Below are 16,275 nucleotides of genomic sequence, written 5' to 3' on the forward strand. Positions count from 1 at the left end.
GCTGGAGTTCCTTGTCAAATAGCATCCGGCCCGCGGCCGACGAGCGGACGCAGCTTCCAGCCATGCAATGAGAGATATGAGACCTTGAGGCGGGGATTGAGCCCGTCCTCGATCGAACGGCCGAGCATGTAGCAACCCATGATCAGCACGGCGACAGCAACGCCGGCGGGAACGATCGCCCACCAGGCGCCGCTGCTGACCGCTGCGCGATCGAAGGCGTGTTCCATGATGGTGCCCCAGGTGATCGCTGTCGGATCGGACAGGCCGAGAAATGCCAGCGCGGTCTCGTTGAAGATGGCGACGGTGATGGCCAGCACGGTGTTGGCAACCAAAAGCGGCCCGATCTGCGGCAGGATGTGGCGAATGATGATGTGGAAATGGCTGGCGCCAAGCGCCTCGACGCGTTTCACATAAACCCGTTCACGCAGGCTTTTGACCTGCGCACGGATAAGCCGCGCGGTACTCGTCCACATCAAGGCGCCGATGACGATGATGACATGGGAGAGGCTTGGGCCCCACACCGCGGCAATCACGATCATCAGCACGATCTGCGGGATGACGAGGAAATAGTCGGTGATGCGCATCAGCACCGTATCCACCCAGCCGCCGAAATAACCCGACAGGATACCGACCGTCGCACCGATGCCGATGGCGATGAGGGTCGCGGTCGCGCCGACGATCATCGAGATACGACCACCGCGCAGCACCAGGCTGAACACGTCGATGCCGCCGTCGTCACAGCCGAACCAGTGTTGCCAGGAGGGTGGCTCGAACACCGCGCAGGTAGCTTCGTGGACGCTGTAGGGCTCGATCAAAGGCGAGATCAGCCCGAGCAGGACGAAGACGGTGACGATGGCAAGGCCGGCAAGCGCGGCGCGCTGGTGCAGCACGTCGTTCAGCATCGGCCAGAAGCCGAGCCGGGTCTCGGCTTCCGGGGCGGCTGGCCCAGGCAGGGAAAGGGTCATGTCGTTATCCGGGGATCGAGCTTGTAGTAGATGAGGTCGGCAATGAGGTTGAAGGTGATCACCACCACGGTGATGGCTAGGAACCCGCCTTGAAGCATCGGATAGTCGCGCTTGAGCACTGCCGTGTAGAGAGCCCGGCCAATGCCCGGCCAGGAGAAGATGACCTCGATGAGGATGGAGCCCGTGACGACGGCGCCGAGCGACATCGCCACCATGGTGACGATCGGCAGCATGGCGTTTCGCAAGGCATGCGCACGGATGAGCCGGCCTCGCGGCACGCCCTTTGCCTTGGCCGTCAGGATGTAGTCCTCGCCCAGCGTTTCCAACATCGCTGAACGCACGATCAGCGCGTTCTCGGCATAAAGGGTCAACGCCAGTGTGGTTACGGGCAGCACCATATGCTTCAGCGTGTCGAGGAAGGTCTCCCATCCCGAGCCACCCATGGCGAAGGGATCGCTCATGCCGGCAGATGGCAGCACGCTGGCGAATATGATGAGCAGCATCATGCCGAGAAATTGCGTCGGGAAGGCATAGAACAGGACGGCGATGTTGGTGCTGAGGTGGTCGGTCATGCTGCCACGGCGAACGGCCGAAATGACGCCGACGATCACACCGAGCGTCAAAGCGAGGATCGTGCCTGTCGCAACCATCGGGATGGTGTTGCCAAACGCTTCGACGAGATTGTCGAACACCGGCTGCCTGTTCATATAGGAAACGCCGAAATTGCCCTGCAGCGTCTGCTGGAGATAAAGCAGGTATTGTTCCCACAGCGGCTTATCGAGACCGAACTGTGCGGTCAGAGCCTGTTTCAAGGCGGGTGAGGCGTTCGGCACGCGCGAAATCTGACTGACCGGGCCGCCGGGAAGCACGCGGAACAGGATGAAATTGAGCGTCAAGGCCACAAAAACCGTGACGACAGCGAAAACTATTCGCTTCCAGATATAGGCCGATCCCCGCAACGCCTCTGCTCCTCCCAAGCGGCTTGACATGTACTCATCATACTCAGTAGCCTGAATATGAGGCAAGTCCCCATTTTGGAGAATCTTGCGTCTCGGGAGAACACAATGAAAAAGAAACCTCACCAGAGTTGGAATATCCGCACCCTGGCGATCGCCGCAGCAGTCGCGGCAGCGGCCGTTTTCCAGGTGCCCGCAATACCATCAGCCTCTGCAGCCGAAATCCTGCGTATCGGCGCGACCCAACCGATCGACTCGCTCAACCCGTTCGTCTCGGACTCCGATTACAGCTCAGTGTTCTATCAGTATGTGTACCCACACCTGACTGAATATGATGCCAAGCTCGAAATCGTGCCGTCCTTCGCCACCAAGTGGGAAACCTCGGCGGATGGCAAGGTCTGGACGTTCCACACCGTCGCGAATGCGAAGTGGTCCGATGGCGAGCCGCTGACGGCGAAGGATGCGGCCTTCACCTTCAACCTGATCCGCAAATTCCAGACCGGCACCACCGGCAAGCTGGCCGGTTGGGTTGCTCATATGGAGGATGCCAAGGCCACCGACGACAACACGCTGGTGCTGACCTATTCCTTGCCGGTCGCCAATGTGCTCACGCAGCTGCAGGCGTTGCCGATCCTGCCGCAGCACATCTGGGAGCCTCTGGCGGAGGGCGATGGCGAACAGATCCCGACCTTCGCGAATGCCGCCCCCGTGGTCGCAGGTGGCCCGTTCATGCTGACCAAGCATGAGAATGAACAGATCGCGCTTTTTGCCCGCAATCCGAACTGGTGGGGCGAGAAGAAGCCAGTGATCGACGGCTTCGGTCTGCAGTTCTTCGCCAATGACGATGCCATGATCACCGCGCTTGTCACCGACAAGCTCGACATGATCGGCGAGCAGACGCCGCCGACATCCGTCGAGACCTTGAAAAAGGCCGGGATGACCGTGCTGAGCGGGCCAGGGGTCGGCATGAAGACGCTGATCATCAACACCAGCGCCGACAAGCCGAACAATCGGGAATTGCTCGACGCCAAGGTGCGCGAAGCCCTGGAGTACGCCATCGATCGGGAGACGATCGACAAGATCGTCTGGCTCGGCTTCTCCACGCCGGGTTCGACCATCGTGGCGCCGGCAAGCGGTTATCATGACGAAGCGATCAAGCCGCTGCCCTACGATACCGACAAGGCAAACCAGATCCTGGACGAGAAGGGTTACAAGAAGGGCGCCGACGGCATCCGCATCGTCGACGGCAGGCGCATGGCCTATGAAGTGATCTTCCCGACAGAAGAGAACGGTACCGGCGACCGCGCCTTCCAGATCATCCAGTCGGGCTTCAAGAAGATCGGCGTCGAGATCACCCAGCGCAAGATGGATCCAGGCGCCGCGGCCGAAGCGATACAGGCTCCCGAGGCGAAATATCTCGATTATGATTTCGCGATGTGGAGCTGGGTGCCACCGGTGGAGCCGGACTTCATGCTGAGTATTGTCACCTGCGCGGCGCGTGGCGGCAACAGCGACAGCGGCTACTGCAATGCAGACTACGACAAGATGTATCTGAAGCAGGGTACACTGCTCGACAACAAGGAACGCCGGGCCGAGATTTCCGCCATGCAGAAGCACATCTTCGAAGCTCGTCCCTATATCGTGCTCAACTATCCGAATGTCATCGAAGCCCACAGCCCGAAATGGGAAGGCTTCGTGCTGTCGCCTCTGGTTGGTTCGGTGAACAACCTGTCGACCGAAACGCTGATGAACGTTCACAAGGTGAAATAGCATGACCACCCTATGCATCGGCAGCGAGCCGTCTGTTCTGGCCAAAGCGAACATTCTGGTGATGCCCGCTTTTGCGGGAGCCAGTGGGTTTGAAGTTGCCGATGCTGAGTTGGCGGGGAAGGCGGCACATGGCGGGCAATTTGCCCGTCATGTGCTGCGCCTTGATCCATCCTTCGAGGGCAAGGTCGGGCAGCTTTCGGCACTTCTGGTACCGGCGTCGGACCAGCCGGCGGTGCTTCTGGTCGGTCTCGGAGCGCGCGAAGCTTTTACTGCAAACACGCTGCGCGAAGCCCTGATGCCGGTGGCGTATTTCCTGCGGAAGCGAGGTCAAGGCGTCATTGCGTTGGATGGGCTGGGAGCCGAGCCGGCCTCTATCGTACGGGCTGCGGCAGAAGCCTGTCTGATTGGCGGCCATGCCCGGATGAGCAAGTCCGAAGTCGTGATCGAGCTTCTGGTGTCCGGTTCAGCCGGGCTGCAACGCGCCTTCGAAATCGGCATGGCAGCGGGCAGGGCGGTCAATTGGGTGCGCGATCTTGTCGAAACGCCGGGCGGTGACCTCGTGCCGGCGCGTTTTGCGCAGATTGTGGCCGAGCGTGCACGGCAACTGGGTGTTGGTGTAGAGGTTTGGGACGAGGCTGAACTGGCCAGGCAAGGGTTCGGAGCGACGCAGGCTGTCGGTCGCGGCAGCGCGAACAAGCCATGCGTGGTGTGCCTCTATCCTGGTCGCAAAGAGGCGCGTCTCGGTTTGGCGGGCAAAGGCATCACCTTCGATTCCGGCGGCATCAATCTGAAGCGGAATGCGGAAGAGATCGCCTGGATGAAGGCCGATATGGCCGCTGCCGCTGCGGTGGCCGGCGCCGTTTTTGCAGCCGTGGAACTCGGTGCGGATCCAGACGTGACTGTCGTCCTGCCGATGGCGGAGAACATGCCGGGTGGCCATGCCTTGCGTCCGGGCGATGTCGTAAGTCATCCCGGTGGCCGCAAAACGGAAGTTGTCGACACCGATTGCGAAGGCCGCCTGGTTCTGGCGGATGCAGTTGCTCATCTCGCCAGGAGCGGCGTCAAAGAGATCATCGATGTCGGCACGCTCACCGATGGCGGCGGCGTCGGTCCGCTGTTGTGGGGATGCTGGTCGACATCGACCTCGCTTGCTGCTGCGCTTTGCGATGCCGGCGAATTCGCCGGCGAGCCGGGCTGGCGATTGCCGCTCAGAGCCGAGTACGAACGCCTGATCGAATCGAAAGTCGCCGACATCGCCAACGCGCCCTTGTCGGTTCCAGACAGCGGTCAGCTTGCCGCTACCTATCTCCGGACATTTGCTGGTGACGTCCCCTGGGCTCACATCGACAATGGATCGAGCGCCTATCTCGACCAAGGGTTCGAACCGTGGCCGGTGGGAGCCACGGGCTCGCCGGTCAGGGCGCTGCTGCAATTGCTGCTCAACCGGGCTGGTGAATAGGTTCCAACGCCATGACATCGATCGAAATCATCGCGCAGCGGCTGCGCGCACTGGCTGATGAATTCACGCAGCATTGGCCAATTCCCGGAGGCATCGTCATTGCTGTCTCGCGCGACGAGACCCTGCTCGAACTTCCCTTTGGTCTTGCCAACATTGATGCGCGCCAGTTGGTCACGCGCGAACATCTGTTTGCCATCGGCTCCATCAGCAAAGGCTTCGTCGGCTTGACGCTGCTGCAGCTTGCCGAGGAGGGAAAAGTCGATCTCGACGCACCCGTCACAACCTATCTGCCCTGGTTCAGTGTCGGCTCGGACTACCCGATGTTCACGCTGCGCCATCTGCTCAACCACTCTGCTGGATTGCCTGCCGGGACCGACTCCCTGCCGGACGAAATCGGGCAAGGCTGGTGGCTAAGGGAACTTTCCACGGGCTTCGCGCCCGGCAGCGCGTTCCACTATTCCAACATCGGCTACATTCTGCTCGGTCTTGTCGTTTCTGCCGTCACCGGGCAACCGACCGTCAAAGTCTACAGGGAGCGACTGCTCGCGCCGTTCGGGATGGCTGCCAGCGCGCCTTGCATCTCGAACCGGGACCGGCATCGATTTGCGGTTGGTTACGCGCCTGCTCGGGATGACTGTCCGTGGCTGCCAGGAAGTGCGTTGGCGCCGGCAACCTGGTTCGAAACCAACACGTCCGATGGCAACATCGCCGCGACAGGTCCGGATCTGGCGCGGTTCGTGCGGATGCTGCTGGGGGCGGGGCAACTGGATGGAAGAACGGTTGTCAGCCCGACAGCGTTCGAACAGTTGACCGGGCTTCTGGCGCCGGAAGGAGAGCCGATCGTCGAGTACCTGGCGGATACCGGTGTCGAGCGGAGCGTCTACGGTCTCGGCATCAATGCCGAGACCATCCGGGGTGGCCATTGCCTGACCCATGGCGGTGGCATGGTTGGGTACGCCACGTTCGTGCTGGCGGATCTGTCTCGCGATGTCGGCATCGTCGTGCTGACCAACGCCAATGGCGACTGTCCGGGCGCGCAAGTGATTGCCCGCGCGGCACATGCCTGGCTGACAGGTCATGAGATCGAGTTGCCTCCGATCAGGCTCGACCTCGATGTGCACGATCAGCTTGCGTTCCAGCCCGCGATGCTGGGCGATTTCTCCGCCCATGATGCGGTCGGCAATCCGGTCGCTGTCTCTTTTGCCGTCGATGAGGGCAAGGTCATGCTTTCGAGTGGAGGCATCCGGGGGCACGTCTTCAAGACGTGGTCGTCGCGTTACGTCACCGATCATCCTGCCTTCGCGACGTTTCACCTGACATTCGAACAGGGTATCGACGGTGGGGAGGGCGGATGGAACTATGGTCCGCTCGAACTGCGCCGAAAGCCGAACGCTTCGACAGGCGGCGGCAAGGCTTCCAGCGCCTGCGTCGGTCACTACCGCTCGCATTCGCCCTGGTACACGAATTTCCGCATTGTCTCGCGCGGTGGGCGCCTGTTGCTGATCGCGCCCGGTGGCGTCGAGGCACCCGGCGAGGACCTGGAACTGGTGGAACTCGAGCCCGGCGTTTTCCGGGTCGGCGCCGAAACCCATGCGCCCGAGCGCCTGGTTCTCGGCCCGGTCGTCAACGACAAGGTCATCTCGGTGACCCGGGACGGCAATCGCTATTCACGAACCTTCACCGATTGAACGACGGTCTCATTATTCCATTCGTTGTCGTTGACATGTCATCATACTCATTATAATAAGTATGCAAACTTGTTCTCCGAGGAGAGATTTTATGCCTGCATACAAGACACCCTCGCGCTCCACCCGGAGCCGAGACTATTTTGCCCGCTCCAGCGAGATCATCCCGAGTGGTGTCAACAGCACGGCGCGCGCCGTCTGGTCGGGCTGGGATCCTTATCCGCTGTTTGTGGATCGCGGCACAGGCTCGCGTCTCTTCGACGTCGACGGCAATGAGTACATCGACTATCTGCTCGGCCTCGGGCCGATGATCCTGGGCCATCGTCCGCAGAAGATCACCGATGCCGTCGTGGATTTCATCCAGAATCGCGGTACGGTTTTCGCGATGCCGGCGGCCGAAGAGATCACGCTGTCGGAAAAGATCATTGCCGCGGTGCCGGCGATCGAGCAGGTTCGCCTGTGCAACACCGGAACCGAGGCGGTTCTCTATGCCGTACGCCTTGCCCGCGCCTTCACCGGCCGCAAGAAGCTCATCCGTTTCGAGGGCATGTATCACGGCTTCTCCGACGGCGTTTACTGGAGCAAGCATCCGACCCTGGAAACGGCAGGCCCCGACAAGACGCCGAAGGCAATCCCCCAAGGTCCCGGCATGCCGGCCGGTCTCGACGATTCCCTGATCATCCTGCCATGGAACGATGTCGAGGCGCTGCGCGACGCGATCGCCCGCGAAGGCCAGAACATTGCTGCCGTCATCACCGAGGCGGTGATGTGCAACACCGGCTGTATCCTGCCGGAGCCGGGTTATCTCGAAGCGATGCGCGAATTGACGGCCAAGGCCGGCATCATCCTGATCTGCGACGAGGTCATCACCGGCTTCCGTCTCAGCCTCGGTGGTGCGCAGGGCTATTACGGCCTCCAGCCTGACCTCTCCACCTTTGCCAAGGGCCTTGGTGGCGGTTTCCCGGTCGCGGCACTCGGCGGGCGCAAGGACATCATGGCGCTTGTCGCGGACGGCACCGTCTCGATGGCGGGTACCTATGCGGCCAACGGCATCGCGGTGACGGCAGCCAATGCGACGCTCGACCAGTTGGCGACGCCGGGCCTCTACGACACGCTCTACCAGCGTTGCCAGAAGCTGTTCGACGGTTTGGCCAAGGTGATCGCCGACAACGACATCCCGGCCTATGTGACCGGCGTCGGGCCGGTCATGCAGCTCTGGTTCGCCGACAAGCCGATCCGCAACTATCGCGACGCTGCCCGTTATGCACGTCACGACGTCTTCCGGACATGGTGGGAAGAGATGCTCGACCGTGGTGTCCTGTTCCACCCCGGCGCGTTCGAGAACCTGTTCATCTCCTTCGCCCACACCGAGGACGACATCGCGCAGACCGTCGCCATCGCCGGCGAGGCGATGCGTGCGGTCAAGGCAAAGCACTGAACCTCCGACAAGGCGCCTTTGCATGCAGGCTGAAGCCTGCAAAGCTCGGGCGCCTTCTCCCTCAAGGACAGCAATGAAGAACGACAACGTCATCCTCGGCATCGATCTCGGCACCTCGGCCATCAAATGCGTGGCGATGTCGGTGTCGGGCAAGGTCATGGCCACTACCGAGGCGGCGTTTCCCCTGACAAGGGAGTTGCCCGGCCAGGCCGAGCAGAATCCGCTCGACTGGCTGGCTGCCCTTGAGGCTGCGGTCAAGCAGTTCGACGCAGATGTTGCAAAACAGGTCTCCGCCATCGGCCTGACCGGCCAGCTGCCCACCCTGGTCTGTCTGGAGGGTGATCGGCCGCTGCCATCCGCGATCACCTGGATGGACAGCCGCGCCGACACCTGGGCATCGGGCATCCTCGACGAGCGCAAGCGGCAGATGATCTATGAACGGACGGGAATGCCCATCGATGGGCGTTACCTGGCGCCGATGTTCCGTCATCATCTCGACTGTTTCGGCAAGGGCGTGACCACGATCCTGTCCGCCAAGGATTTCCTGCATTTCGCGCTGACAGGCGAATTGGCGACCGATCCGTCGACTGCGGCGGGATACGGTCTTTACGATCTCGACGGCAAATCCTGGGCTTCGGACCTCTGTGCCATATGGGGTGTCGACACGTCTCTGCTGCCGGCGATCCGGCCGGCTGAAGCGACGAGCCCGCTTCGCGACGACGTGGCGACGCGCCTCGGCTTGCCGGCAGGCGCACCCGTGGCCGTCGGCTGCGCGGACTCGGTCGCCAGCGTCTATGCCATGGCCGGCCTCGGCAGCGGCACGGTGTGCGTCACCACCGGGTCCAGCACCATCATCATGGACAGTCTGCGCGATCCGTTGCGCGACCCGCAGCGGCGCTATCTGCTGACGCCTCATGCTGTCGATGGCGTGTTCGGGCGTGAAATGGACCTGCTCTCGACCGGTACCAGCTATCGCTGGCTGAACGACTTGCTCGGCTGGGACAATGGCAGGATCGACGCCGCAGCGGCGACATCGCAGGCAGGCGCCAACGGCCTGATGTTCTCGCCCTATCTGGCTGGGGGCGAGCAGGGCGCGTTGTGGAATCCGAACCTGCGCGGCGTCCTGCATGGTCTGACGGTGCAGCACAAGGCGCAGGACATCGCCCGTGCCTATCTCGAAGGCGTGCAGTTCGAGATCAGGCGTTGCATCGACATCCTGGCGGAGACCTCGAAGATCGAGCGTGTCGTCCTGGCCGGTCACGCCGTTTCGCATGTCTCGACGCGGCAGATGCTGGCCGACATTCTGGGGCGCCCGGTGGTGAGCTATCATCACTCTTCGCCGGCCGCGATCGGCGCGGCATTGCTGGCTATTCCTCAAGCCGAGCGTCCTGCACCAACAGCATCACAGACGGATGTGGTCGCCCCTTCCGTTATCTCCACCAACTACGAAAAGATCTATCGGCGCTACTCAGCGCTCTTCCCCGCGATTGCCGAGGCTTCAGACTGAGATGACGAAATTGAACGTGACCTGGGCGGCGGATCGCGCTGCCATGGCGAAGCTCGCTGCGAACCATGTCAGCGCCGCGTTGCTCGACGGATCCGTGACGAGCCTCGCCTTGCCGACGGGCGATACCCCAATCGGCATGTATGAGGAGTTGTCGCAACGCTGCCAGCGCGGCGAAATCAGCTTCGGCGACACGACGCTGTTCAACCTCGATGAATATGTCGGCATGTCGCCCGACAATCCGCGCAGCTATCATGCCTTCATGCGACGCCATCTGATCGACCGCATCGATGCACCCGAGGATCAGGTCAATCTCCTGCGTGGTGATGCTTCCGACGCCGATGAGGAATGTCGCGCGTTCGATCGCGCCATCGCTGCGGCCGGCGGCATAGACCTTGCGGTGCTGGGATTGGGCGCCAATGGGCATATTGCCTTCAACGAGCCAGGCGTTGCCTGGGATCTCGATACGCATGTGGTTGCTTTGGATGAGAGGACACGGCAGGCGCATCGTCCCAACTTTCCCGACGAAGTCAGTGTGCCAAGCACGGGCGTGACAATGGGCATCAACACGCTGCGCTCCGCCAGAAAGGTGCTGTTGCTATGCGCCGGCGAGAGCAAACGCGAAGCCATGGCCGCGCTGTTGTCCGGCCGCGAGGACCCGGCCTGGCCCGTCACCAGCCTGCTTGGGCACAGCGACCTGGTGATCGTGGCCGAAGAAGCCCTGATGCCATCCTGAAGGCCGTCCGTGGAAGGCCGCTGACAGTCCGACACAATCAACGAATGGGAGCCGAACATGACCTGGAGTGGTGTCTTTCCTGCCGTAACGACCAAGATGGATGCCTCGGGCGTGATCGATCTCACCGCTACCCAGGCAAGCATCGATCGTCTCATCACCAACGGCGTGTCGGGCATCATAGTTTTGCCGATGCTGGGCGAAAATGCCTCGCTTACGCAGGCTGAGCGCGACGCTGTCGTGCGGGCGGCCAAGGAAGTGGTTGCGGGGCGCGTGCCGCTTCTTTCAGGTCTGGCGGAACTCTCGACAGACAATGCCGTTGCTGCAGCCCGAAACTATCAGCGGCTCGGAGCGGAAGGCTTGATGACGTTTCCGTCTCTCGCCTATCGCACGGATCGGCGCGAGACGGCGACATGGTACAAGACCGTCGCCGAAGCCAGCGATCTGCCGATCATGATCTACAACAATCCACTCGCCTATAAGGTCGATGTCGACGTCGAGACGTTGAAGATGCTGGCCGATGTCCGGGGCGTCGTCGCGATCAAGGAAGAGACCGGCGACATCCGCCGCGTGACGGACCTCTTCAATGCCTTCGGCGATCGTTTCGACATCTTCTGCGGTGTCGACGACCTCATCCTGGAAAGCGTGGCACTCGGCGTCGTCGGCTGGGTATCGGGCATGACCAACGCCTGGCCCGCCGAATGCGTGAGGTTGTTCGAAACGGCCAAGCGCGGCGACTTCGCTGCGGCATTACCGCTGTACCGCTTGCTGACGCCGGCCTTCCATCTCGATACGGACGTCAAGCTCGTCCAGTACATCAAGTTGGCCGAGCATCTTGTCTATGGCGCTCCGGAACATGTCCGGGCTCCGCGCCTGCCTGTGATCGAGGAGGAACGGGCGAGGGCGGAAGCGGTCATCAGGGCGACGATCAAGGCTTTGGCCAACGCGAATTGATCGATCGCTTTTGCAACTCGAACAAGCGTTGCCGGCAGTTAGCCCGGCAATGCCCGCGTTTCAGGACCAGTCTCCTCGTAAACATCAGCTGCGCGACGCTTCGCAGGTCAGTGCTTCAAACGACACGAAGATAGCTGGTCATGCCTGTCTTCTGGTGTTCGATGATGTGGCAATGCAGCAGCCAGTCGCCAGGATTGTCGGCCACGAAGCCGAGCTGCACCTTCTCATCGGCCTGGATCAGGTAGGTGTCCGAGATCAGCGGCTGGACCTGGCGCTTCGAAGAGGAGAGCACCGTGAAGCTCATGCCATGCAGATGGATGGGGTGGGCATGCGGCGTCAGGTTCTCCATGTCGATGACGTAGCTTTTTCCCAACTTCAACTCGGCCAGTGGCGCAGTTGGATCGGGCGTATCGCCCGGCCACGGCACCTTGTTGATGGCCCAGAAGCTGTAGCCAAGCGAACCGCAGATGCTGTCTGCCGCCACATTCTCTGCCGTCGCACTGAGGGCCAGCCGGATGTGCTGGGCTGAAGCGACATCGACATGTTCGATGGGATTGGCTTCGAGCGGTGCGAGATCACGCGCGTCGCGCCGCAACGAGGCTCCGGACGAGCGCAGTGTTGCCAGCACCGCCGACTTCGTTCCGCGAATATCCTCGAGGCTGACAAGCGCTCCCTCTTTGTCGGGCATGCGTATCGCCAGTTCCAGGCGCTGGCCGGGGCCGAGCTGGATGAGATCGAGGGGGAACGGCTTCGGAAGCGGATTGCCGTCGATCGCGATCACCGTTGCGTCCGCCCCCTGGACACGAAACGAATAGATGCGCGTCACATCCGTGATCGCCACGCGCAGACGCACGAGCCCACCCGACGGCGCATCGTATTGCGGCTGCTCGATCCAGTTGGCGGTGCGCACCGTGCCGAAGGTTCCGGTGCGTGCGGCGTCGCGAGGCCGATACTGCTCGATGAATTGCCCGTCGCCACCAAGGCGCCAGTCGCGCAGATTGAGCACCACTTCCGCATCGAATTCAGGGTCGCTGGGGTTCTCGACGACGATCACGCCGGTCAGGCCGTGACCCATCTGAATCAAGGTGTTGCAGTGCGGGTGGTACCAGAACGTGCCCGCGTCGGGCGGCGTGAAGGCATAGTCGAATTGATCGCCAGTATAGACATAGGGCTGCACGAGGAACGGCACCCCATCCATTTTGTTTGGGACGCGGATGCCGTGCCAGTGGATGGTGGTCGGTTCGTCGATGCCGTTGACCAGCCGCGCCGCAAAGGCCGCGCCCTTCTTCATGCGCAACACCGGCGGCATTCCCGCATCGCCGTAGGTGAGCACATCCCGGGTCAGGTCGGTGCCCGTCAGTTTTGCCTCGATCTTCCGCGGCTTGAGGATTTGTGGTTCCGGAGCAGCCAGCGCGGAGCGAATGGAATTGCCTGTCCAGCCCAGCCCGAAACCACAGGCAACCCCAGCCGACGCCTTCAGGATGGCGCGGCGCGTGACTTTCGGCATGAGGGCTCCACAATTCGATTTTGACCGATGCCCAAGAGGCAGGATGTCTAGGCCCGGCCGGCTATCGGCATCAGCCGCAGATCTGCCGTGCGACGGCGTTCGCAAGCTGCCAACAGGGCGGAACTCAGGATCTCCATATCGGTTTTGGTGTTGGGTCGCCAGCCGCAGGGACAAGGATCGACACCGGAGTGCGCGTCCGCCATTTCCCGATAGATGGTGCCGATCGATCGTGCCACCAGTCGCATCACCGCCAAGGGCGGCAATCCCGCACGGTGCATGACCTCGCAAATCTCGTTCATCACAGTGGTGCGGATATGTGCCTCGGCGTCGGCATGGCGATTTTCTACTTCGATTTGTGACACGCGTTAACTCTCTGCATTATCGTTTGAAGGGATTGCCGGCGTGGCTGTTCGCTGCGTCGCGCTTCTCGGCATCGCTGCGGCCGTCCGCAGCCAGGATTCCCGAGGAATACACGACCATATAGCGCGACGGCGCCGATGAAAACAAAAACATGAATATTTTTGTCATATTTTGTTGCGGCAGATCGGAGGCGCATACACATGCCGACGGTTCGCCTTCAAGTCGACCGCTGTTCGCCCCTCAATAGAACTCTTTCAGGGTCAGCGTCGTTTCACGCCCGTCGCAATGGGTGAGATTGACCTTTCGACCGGGTCTGCCGACGCTCCAGGCCCGCTGGGCGCCATTTTGCCAGGTTGCGTCCACCATTTGGCCATCGACCTTGCAGATGCGATCGTTGACCTTCAGCCCGGCCTTAGCGGCTGGCGAGCCCCGCATGACGTGAAGCAGGACCAAACCTTCGGTGGTGTAGTTGCCTATGACGCCGCTGGTCGAGGAGGGCCGATCGGGGACGGATGTCTCGCGTGGGGACAACACCATGCGTTTCGCCTGCGCATCGATCATGAAATTGAACCGTTCCAGCAGTCCCATGCCGACAAGCACATCGAATTGCGGGAAACCGGACACGGCCGTTTCAGTCGTACTTGTCGGAACGCGCTCGAAACGCAGACCGGCAAATTGAACGATGTCTGCACGAAACAGACCCTCGACTTGAATCCGGCCAATCACCTGGGAGACACGATCGGTCATTCGCTCTGGCGTGATCGCGAGCCGAGGCAACACAGCATTGCGTATTATAAGATCGCTGTCTGCGCCGGTGTCGATGGCTGTACGGTCGAACTCATGGCCGTTGATGGAAATGCGTGTTTCAAAAGGGCCGTCCGGAGTCATCTTCAAAGGCACCTTGGTACCGGCGGGCAGGGCAGAAGCTCCGCTGGGCAACAGGCGCAAGCGGTTTTGATCCCAATCGACTTGCAGTGCATGGGTGGAAAGAACATCGGCACCAACGACGATAGCGAATGGTGTGCCAAGCTGGGCCTGAAGGTCACTCAAATCCAGCACTGCGATTGTTTCGCCGCGTTGGCGCAGACCAGCGAATTCGAAAGAGGTGAAATCGGTCCCCTGGGTCTCCACGGTCTTGCCGAAGACGTCAAAGGATCCGAGATGACGGAGCGGCATTGCCTTTCTCTGGGCCACACCAAGGTCCAGTATCGTGTGGCTCGTGCCCGTATCGATCAGCGCGGGCAGGGTTTCACCATCCAGCACCGCATCGACAATCAAAAAAGGATATGCCGCGGGTTTCAGCTCGATCCATTCAGGCTTGGCGGCAGCGCCCACGGCAATTGGCTGGCCGGGTTGAGTCGTTGTGGGCGATGTCTTGCTTTGCGCCATATTGCAGCTGCAGGCCAGCGCAAACAAAACCGCCCCCGCATACAACCGGCGGACCAGCGGAGCTTGCCTGATCGTTGGTGGACGAGGTCTCATGCGCCCGCGTTTCAGAACAGAAAACATGCTGCATCTTGCGGGCACAAAAAACTTCTGCAAGCGCATTCAAGAGCTAGGCCGAAATACTGGCAGCGACACAAAGAGGCGGTCGTCCGGTTGCGTCGTGGCCGGTCGGTCCCGGGTGTGTCGACGATCCGATTCCCGCCGTACGTTTGCGTGGCGACCGTGCCCGGAAGGTTACTGCAGCATGGTCCCTGGCGGTATTATAGATCTTGCATGACCCTCGATACCGAGTCGCCCTCCCGCCTTGCCGTCCTTGCCAAACCATCGCAGTGGCTGGTGCTGCTCCCGTTGACGCTGGTGTTGATTACGCTGCTTGAGCTGGTCCACCTGCCTGCGGCGCTGTTGATCGGCTCACTGGTCGCGGGAATCGTGGCAGGCGTCAACGGTGCCACCACCCGCGTGCCGCGCATGGCATTTGCCTCGGCTCAGGCAATAATCGGCTGCCTGATCGCGGGGTCGATCTCCCTCAGCATCTTTTCAACGCTGGCCGAGGGATGGCTGCTGGTGTTGGGTGTCGTGCTGGCGACGCTGACAGCGTCCAGCCTTCTGGGCTGGCTGATCAGCCGTCTCGACATTTTGCCAGGGACGACCGGCGTCTGGGGCGCCGCGCCGGGTGCGTCTACCGCAATGGTGCTGATGGCGGGTGCGTTCGGGGCGGACCAGCGCCTGGTCGCCTTCATGCAATATCTGCGCGTGGTGATCGTCACCATTGCAGCAGCCGCCGTGGCGCGGCTGTGGGTCGACAAATCAGGCGTGGCCGAACCGGCAATCGTCTGGTTTCCACCTCTCGATTGGCCGGCTTTTGGCTTGACCCTGGTGGTTGCTGCGGTTGGTGGTTTTGCGGGCCGCATGGCGCGTTTGCCATCGCCGTTTTTCCTCGGCGCCTTCATACTCGGCGGCTTCGTCCATCTTGCGCTTGGGCAGACGATGCAGATACCGGAATGGCTGCTGGCGCTGAGCTATGTCGCCATCGGGTGGACCATCGGGCTGAATTTCACCATCCATACCGTGCGGCATGCCGCCAGGGCATTACCGCAGATCATCGCCGCCATTCTCGTGCTGATGGGTTTTTGCGGGCTGATGGCCTGGCTGATCGTCAGGATGTTCGACGTCGATCCGCTCACCGCCTATCTGGCGACCAGCCCGGGTGGCATGGATTCGGTGGCGATCATTGCTGCGGCGTCGGACAAGGTTGATCTTTCCTTCGTGATGGCGCTGCAGGCAGCCCGGTTCCTCGTGGTTCTGTTGGCTGGTCCCAGCATCTCGCGTCTGGTTGCCCGGACGCTGAAGTAAAGGGCTCTGGCTGCTGAACTTCGGGCTGCACAGACAATCTTCACCCGGTCGGGTGAACCAAGTCCCTGTAAAAACGACTGGAAAAACAGGTCGCATAGGGCCAAAAACAAAATCGAGGCTTTGCGCAAGATCGCAGGGACGTGAC

The 16,275-nt window shown here is 61.5% G+C and carries 13 protein-coding genes; 8 read left to right on the forward strand and 5 right to left on the reverse strand.

The genetic code is table 11. The features are described from left to right. Positions 1-14: 14 nt before the first annotated feature. Both C1M53_RS19125 and C1M53_RS19130 read right to left on the reverse strand, forming a co-directional pair. On the reverse strand, positions 15-965 hold the full coding sequence (locus tag C1M53_RS19125) for an ABC transporter permease (protein ID WP_129413674.1): 951 nt from the start codon (positions 963-965) through the stop codon (positions 15-17). Further along, entirely contained in the window at positions 962-1,954 is a 993-nt protein-coding gene (locus C1M53_RS19130; RefSeq protein WP_207213022.1) for an ABC transporter permease, read from the reverse strand. Before C1M53_RS19130 ends, C1M53_RS19125 begins: the two co-directional genes overlap by 4 nt. Positions 1,955-2,029: 75 nt before the next feature. Here C1M53_RS19130 and C1M53_RS19135 point away from each other — a divergent pair, with 75 nt between their 5' ends. The 7 genes from C1M53_RS19135 (at position 2,030) to C1M53_RS19165 (ending at position 11,464) form a co-directional block, all read left to right on the forward strand. Beyond that, positions 2,030-3,691 (forward strand): peptide ABC transporter substrate-binding protein, encoded by a 1,662-nt coding sequence (locus C1M53_RS19135; protein ID WP_165358185.1) that lies wholly within the window; start codon positions 2,030-2,032, stop codon positions 3,689-3,691. Position 3,692: 1 nt separating this feature from the next. Next, entirely contained in the window at positions 3,693-5,150 is a 1,458-nt protein-coding gene (locus C1M53_RS19140) for a leucyl aminopeptidase family protein (RefSeq protein ID WP_129413676.1), read from the forward strand. Between the two features lie 11 nt (positions 5,151-5,161). After that, the gene (locus tag C1M53_RS19145; protein WP_129413677.1) at positions 5,162-6,838 is read left to right on the forward strand and encodes a serine hydrolase domain-containing protein; all 1,677 of its coding nucleotides are present in this window, start codon (positions 5,162-5,164) and stop codon (positions 6,836-6,838) included. 91 nt (positions 6,839-6,929) lie between these two features. Continuing rightward, complete coding sequence (locus tag C1M53_RS19150; protein WP_129413678.1) at positions 6,930-8,273, forward strand: glutamate-1-semialdehyde 2,1-aminomutase; 1,344 nt, start codon at positions 6,930-6,932, stop codon at positions 8,271-8,273. A 73-nt stretch (positions 8,274-8,346) separates the two neighbouring features. Beyond that, positions 8,347-9,780 carry an FGGY-family carbohydrate kinase gene (locus C1M53_RS19155; protein ID WP_165358186.1) on the forward strand — a complete coding sequence of 478 codons (1,434 nt, stop codon included), beginning with the start codon at positions 8,347-8,349 and terminating at the stop codon, positions 9,778-9,780. Position 9,781: 1 nt separating this feature from the next. Beyond that, positions 9,782-10,513 carry a glucosamine-6-phosphate deaminase gene (locus tag C1M53_RS19160; RefSeq protein ID WP_165358187.1) on the forward strand — a complete coding sequence of 244 codons (732 nt, stop codon included), beginning with the start codon at positions 9,782-9,784 and terminating at the stop codon, positions 10,511-10,513. Positions 10,514-10,570: 57 nt separating this feature from the next. Beyond that, positions 10,571-11,464 carry a dihydrodipicolinate synthase family protein gene (locus tag C1M53_RS19165; protein WP_129413681.1) on the forward strand — a complete coding sequence of 298 codons (894 nt, stop codon included), beginning with the start codon at positions 10,571-10,573 and terminating at the stop codon, positions 11,462-11,464. Between the two features lie 115 nt (positions 11,465-11,579). Here C1M53_RS19165 and C1M53_RS19170 read toward each other — a convergent pair whose 3' ends face one another. The 3 genes from C1M53_RS19170 to C1M53_RS19180 form a co-directional block, all read right to left on the reverse strand. Then, positions 11,580-12,971: a multicopper oxidase family protein gene (locus tag C1M53_RS19170; protein WP_129413682.1), complete on the reverse strand. Its 1,392-nt coding sequence runs from the start codon at positions 12,969-12,971 to the stop codon at positions 11,580-11,582. Between the two features lie 47 nt (positions 12,972-13,018). Next, entirely contained in the window at positions 13,019-13,333 is a 315-nt protein-coding gene (locus tag C1M53_RS19175; protein WP_129413683.1) for a hypothetical protein, read from the reverse strand. A gap of 238 nt (positions 13,334-13,571) precedes the next feature. Then, complete coding sequence (locus C1M53_RS19180; protein WP_165358188.1) at positions 13,572-14,840, reverse strand: aspartyl protease family protein; 1,269 nt, start codon at positions 14,838-14,840, stop codon at positions 13,572-13,574. A gap of 210 nt (positions 14,841-15,050) precedes the next feature. Here C1M53_RS19180 and C1M53_RS19185 point away from each other — a divergent pair, with 210 nt between their 5' ends. After that, positions 15,051-16,130, forward strand: coding sequence for an AbrB family transcriptional regulator (locus tag C1M53_RS19185; RefSeq protein ID WP_129413685.1), 1,080 nt, complete (start codon positions 15,051-15,053; stop codon positions 16,128-16,130). Positions 16,131-16,275 lie beyond the last annotated feature (145 nt).

The sequence above is a fragment of the Mesorhizobium sp. Pch-S genome, assembly GCF_004136315.1.
GTDB lineage: Bacteria > Pseudomonadota > Alphaproteobacteria > Rhizobiales > Rhizobiaceae > Mesorhizobium.

Coding starts and splice junctions, on each gene's coding strand:
- C1M53_RS19180 (WP_165358188.1), bottom strand. CDS start 14,840: ATGTTTTCTGTTCTGAAACGCGGGCGCATGAGACCTCGTCCACCAACG.
- C1M53_RS19125 (WP_129413674.1), bottom strand. CDS start 965: ATGACCCTTTCCCTGCCTGGGCCAGCCGCCCCGGAAGCCGAGACCCGG.
- C1M53_RS19185 (WP_129413685.1), top strand. CDS start 15,051: ATGACCCTCGATACCGAGTCGCCCTCCCGCCTTGCCGTCCTTGCCAAA.
- C1M53_RS19170 (WP_129413682.1), bottom strand. CDS start 12,971: ATGCCGAAAGTCACGCGCCGCGCCATCCTGAAGGCGTCGGCTGGGGTT.
- C1M53_RS19150 (WP_129413678.1), top strand. CDS start 6,930: ATGCCTGCATACAAGACACCCTCGCGCTCCACCCGGAGCCGAGACTAT.
- C1M53_RS19145 (WP_129413677.1), top strand. CDS start 5,162: ATGACATCGATCGAAATCATCGCGCAGCGGCTGCGCGCACTGGCTGAT.
- C1M53_RS19130 (WP_207213022.1), bottom strand. CDS start 1,954: ATGTCAAGCCGCTTGGGAGGAGCAGAGGCGTTGCGGGGATCGGCCTAT.
- C1M53_RS19135 (WP_165358185.1), top strand. CDS start 2,030: ATGAAAAAGAAACCTCACCAGAGTTGGAATATCCGCACCCTGGCGATC.
- C1M53_RS19155 (WP_165358186.1), top strand. CDS start 8,347: ATGAAGAACGACAACGTCATCCTCGGCATCGATCTCGGCACCTCGGCC.
- C1M53_RS19140 (WP_129413676.1), top strand. CDS start 3,693: ATGACCACCCTATGCATCGGCAGCGAGCCGTCTGTTCTGGCCAAAGCG.
- C1M53_RS19160 (WP_165358187.1), top strand. CDS start 9,782: ATGACGAAATTGAACGTGACCTGGGCGGCGGATCGCGCTGCCATGGCG.
- C1M53_RS19165 (WP_129413681.1), top strand. CDS start 10,571: ATGACCTGGAGTGGTGTCTTTCCTGCCGTAACGACCAAGATGGATGCC.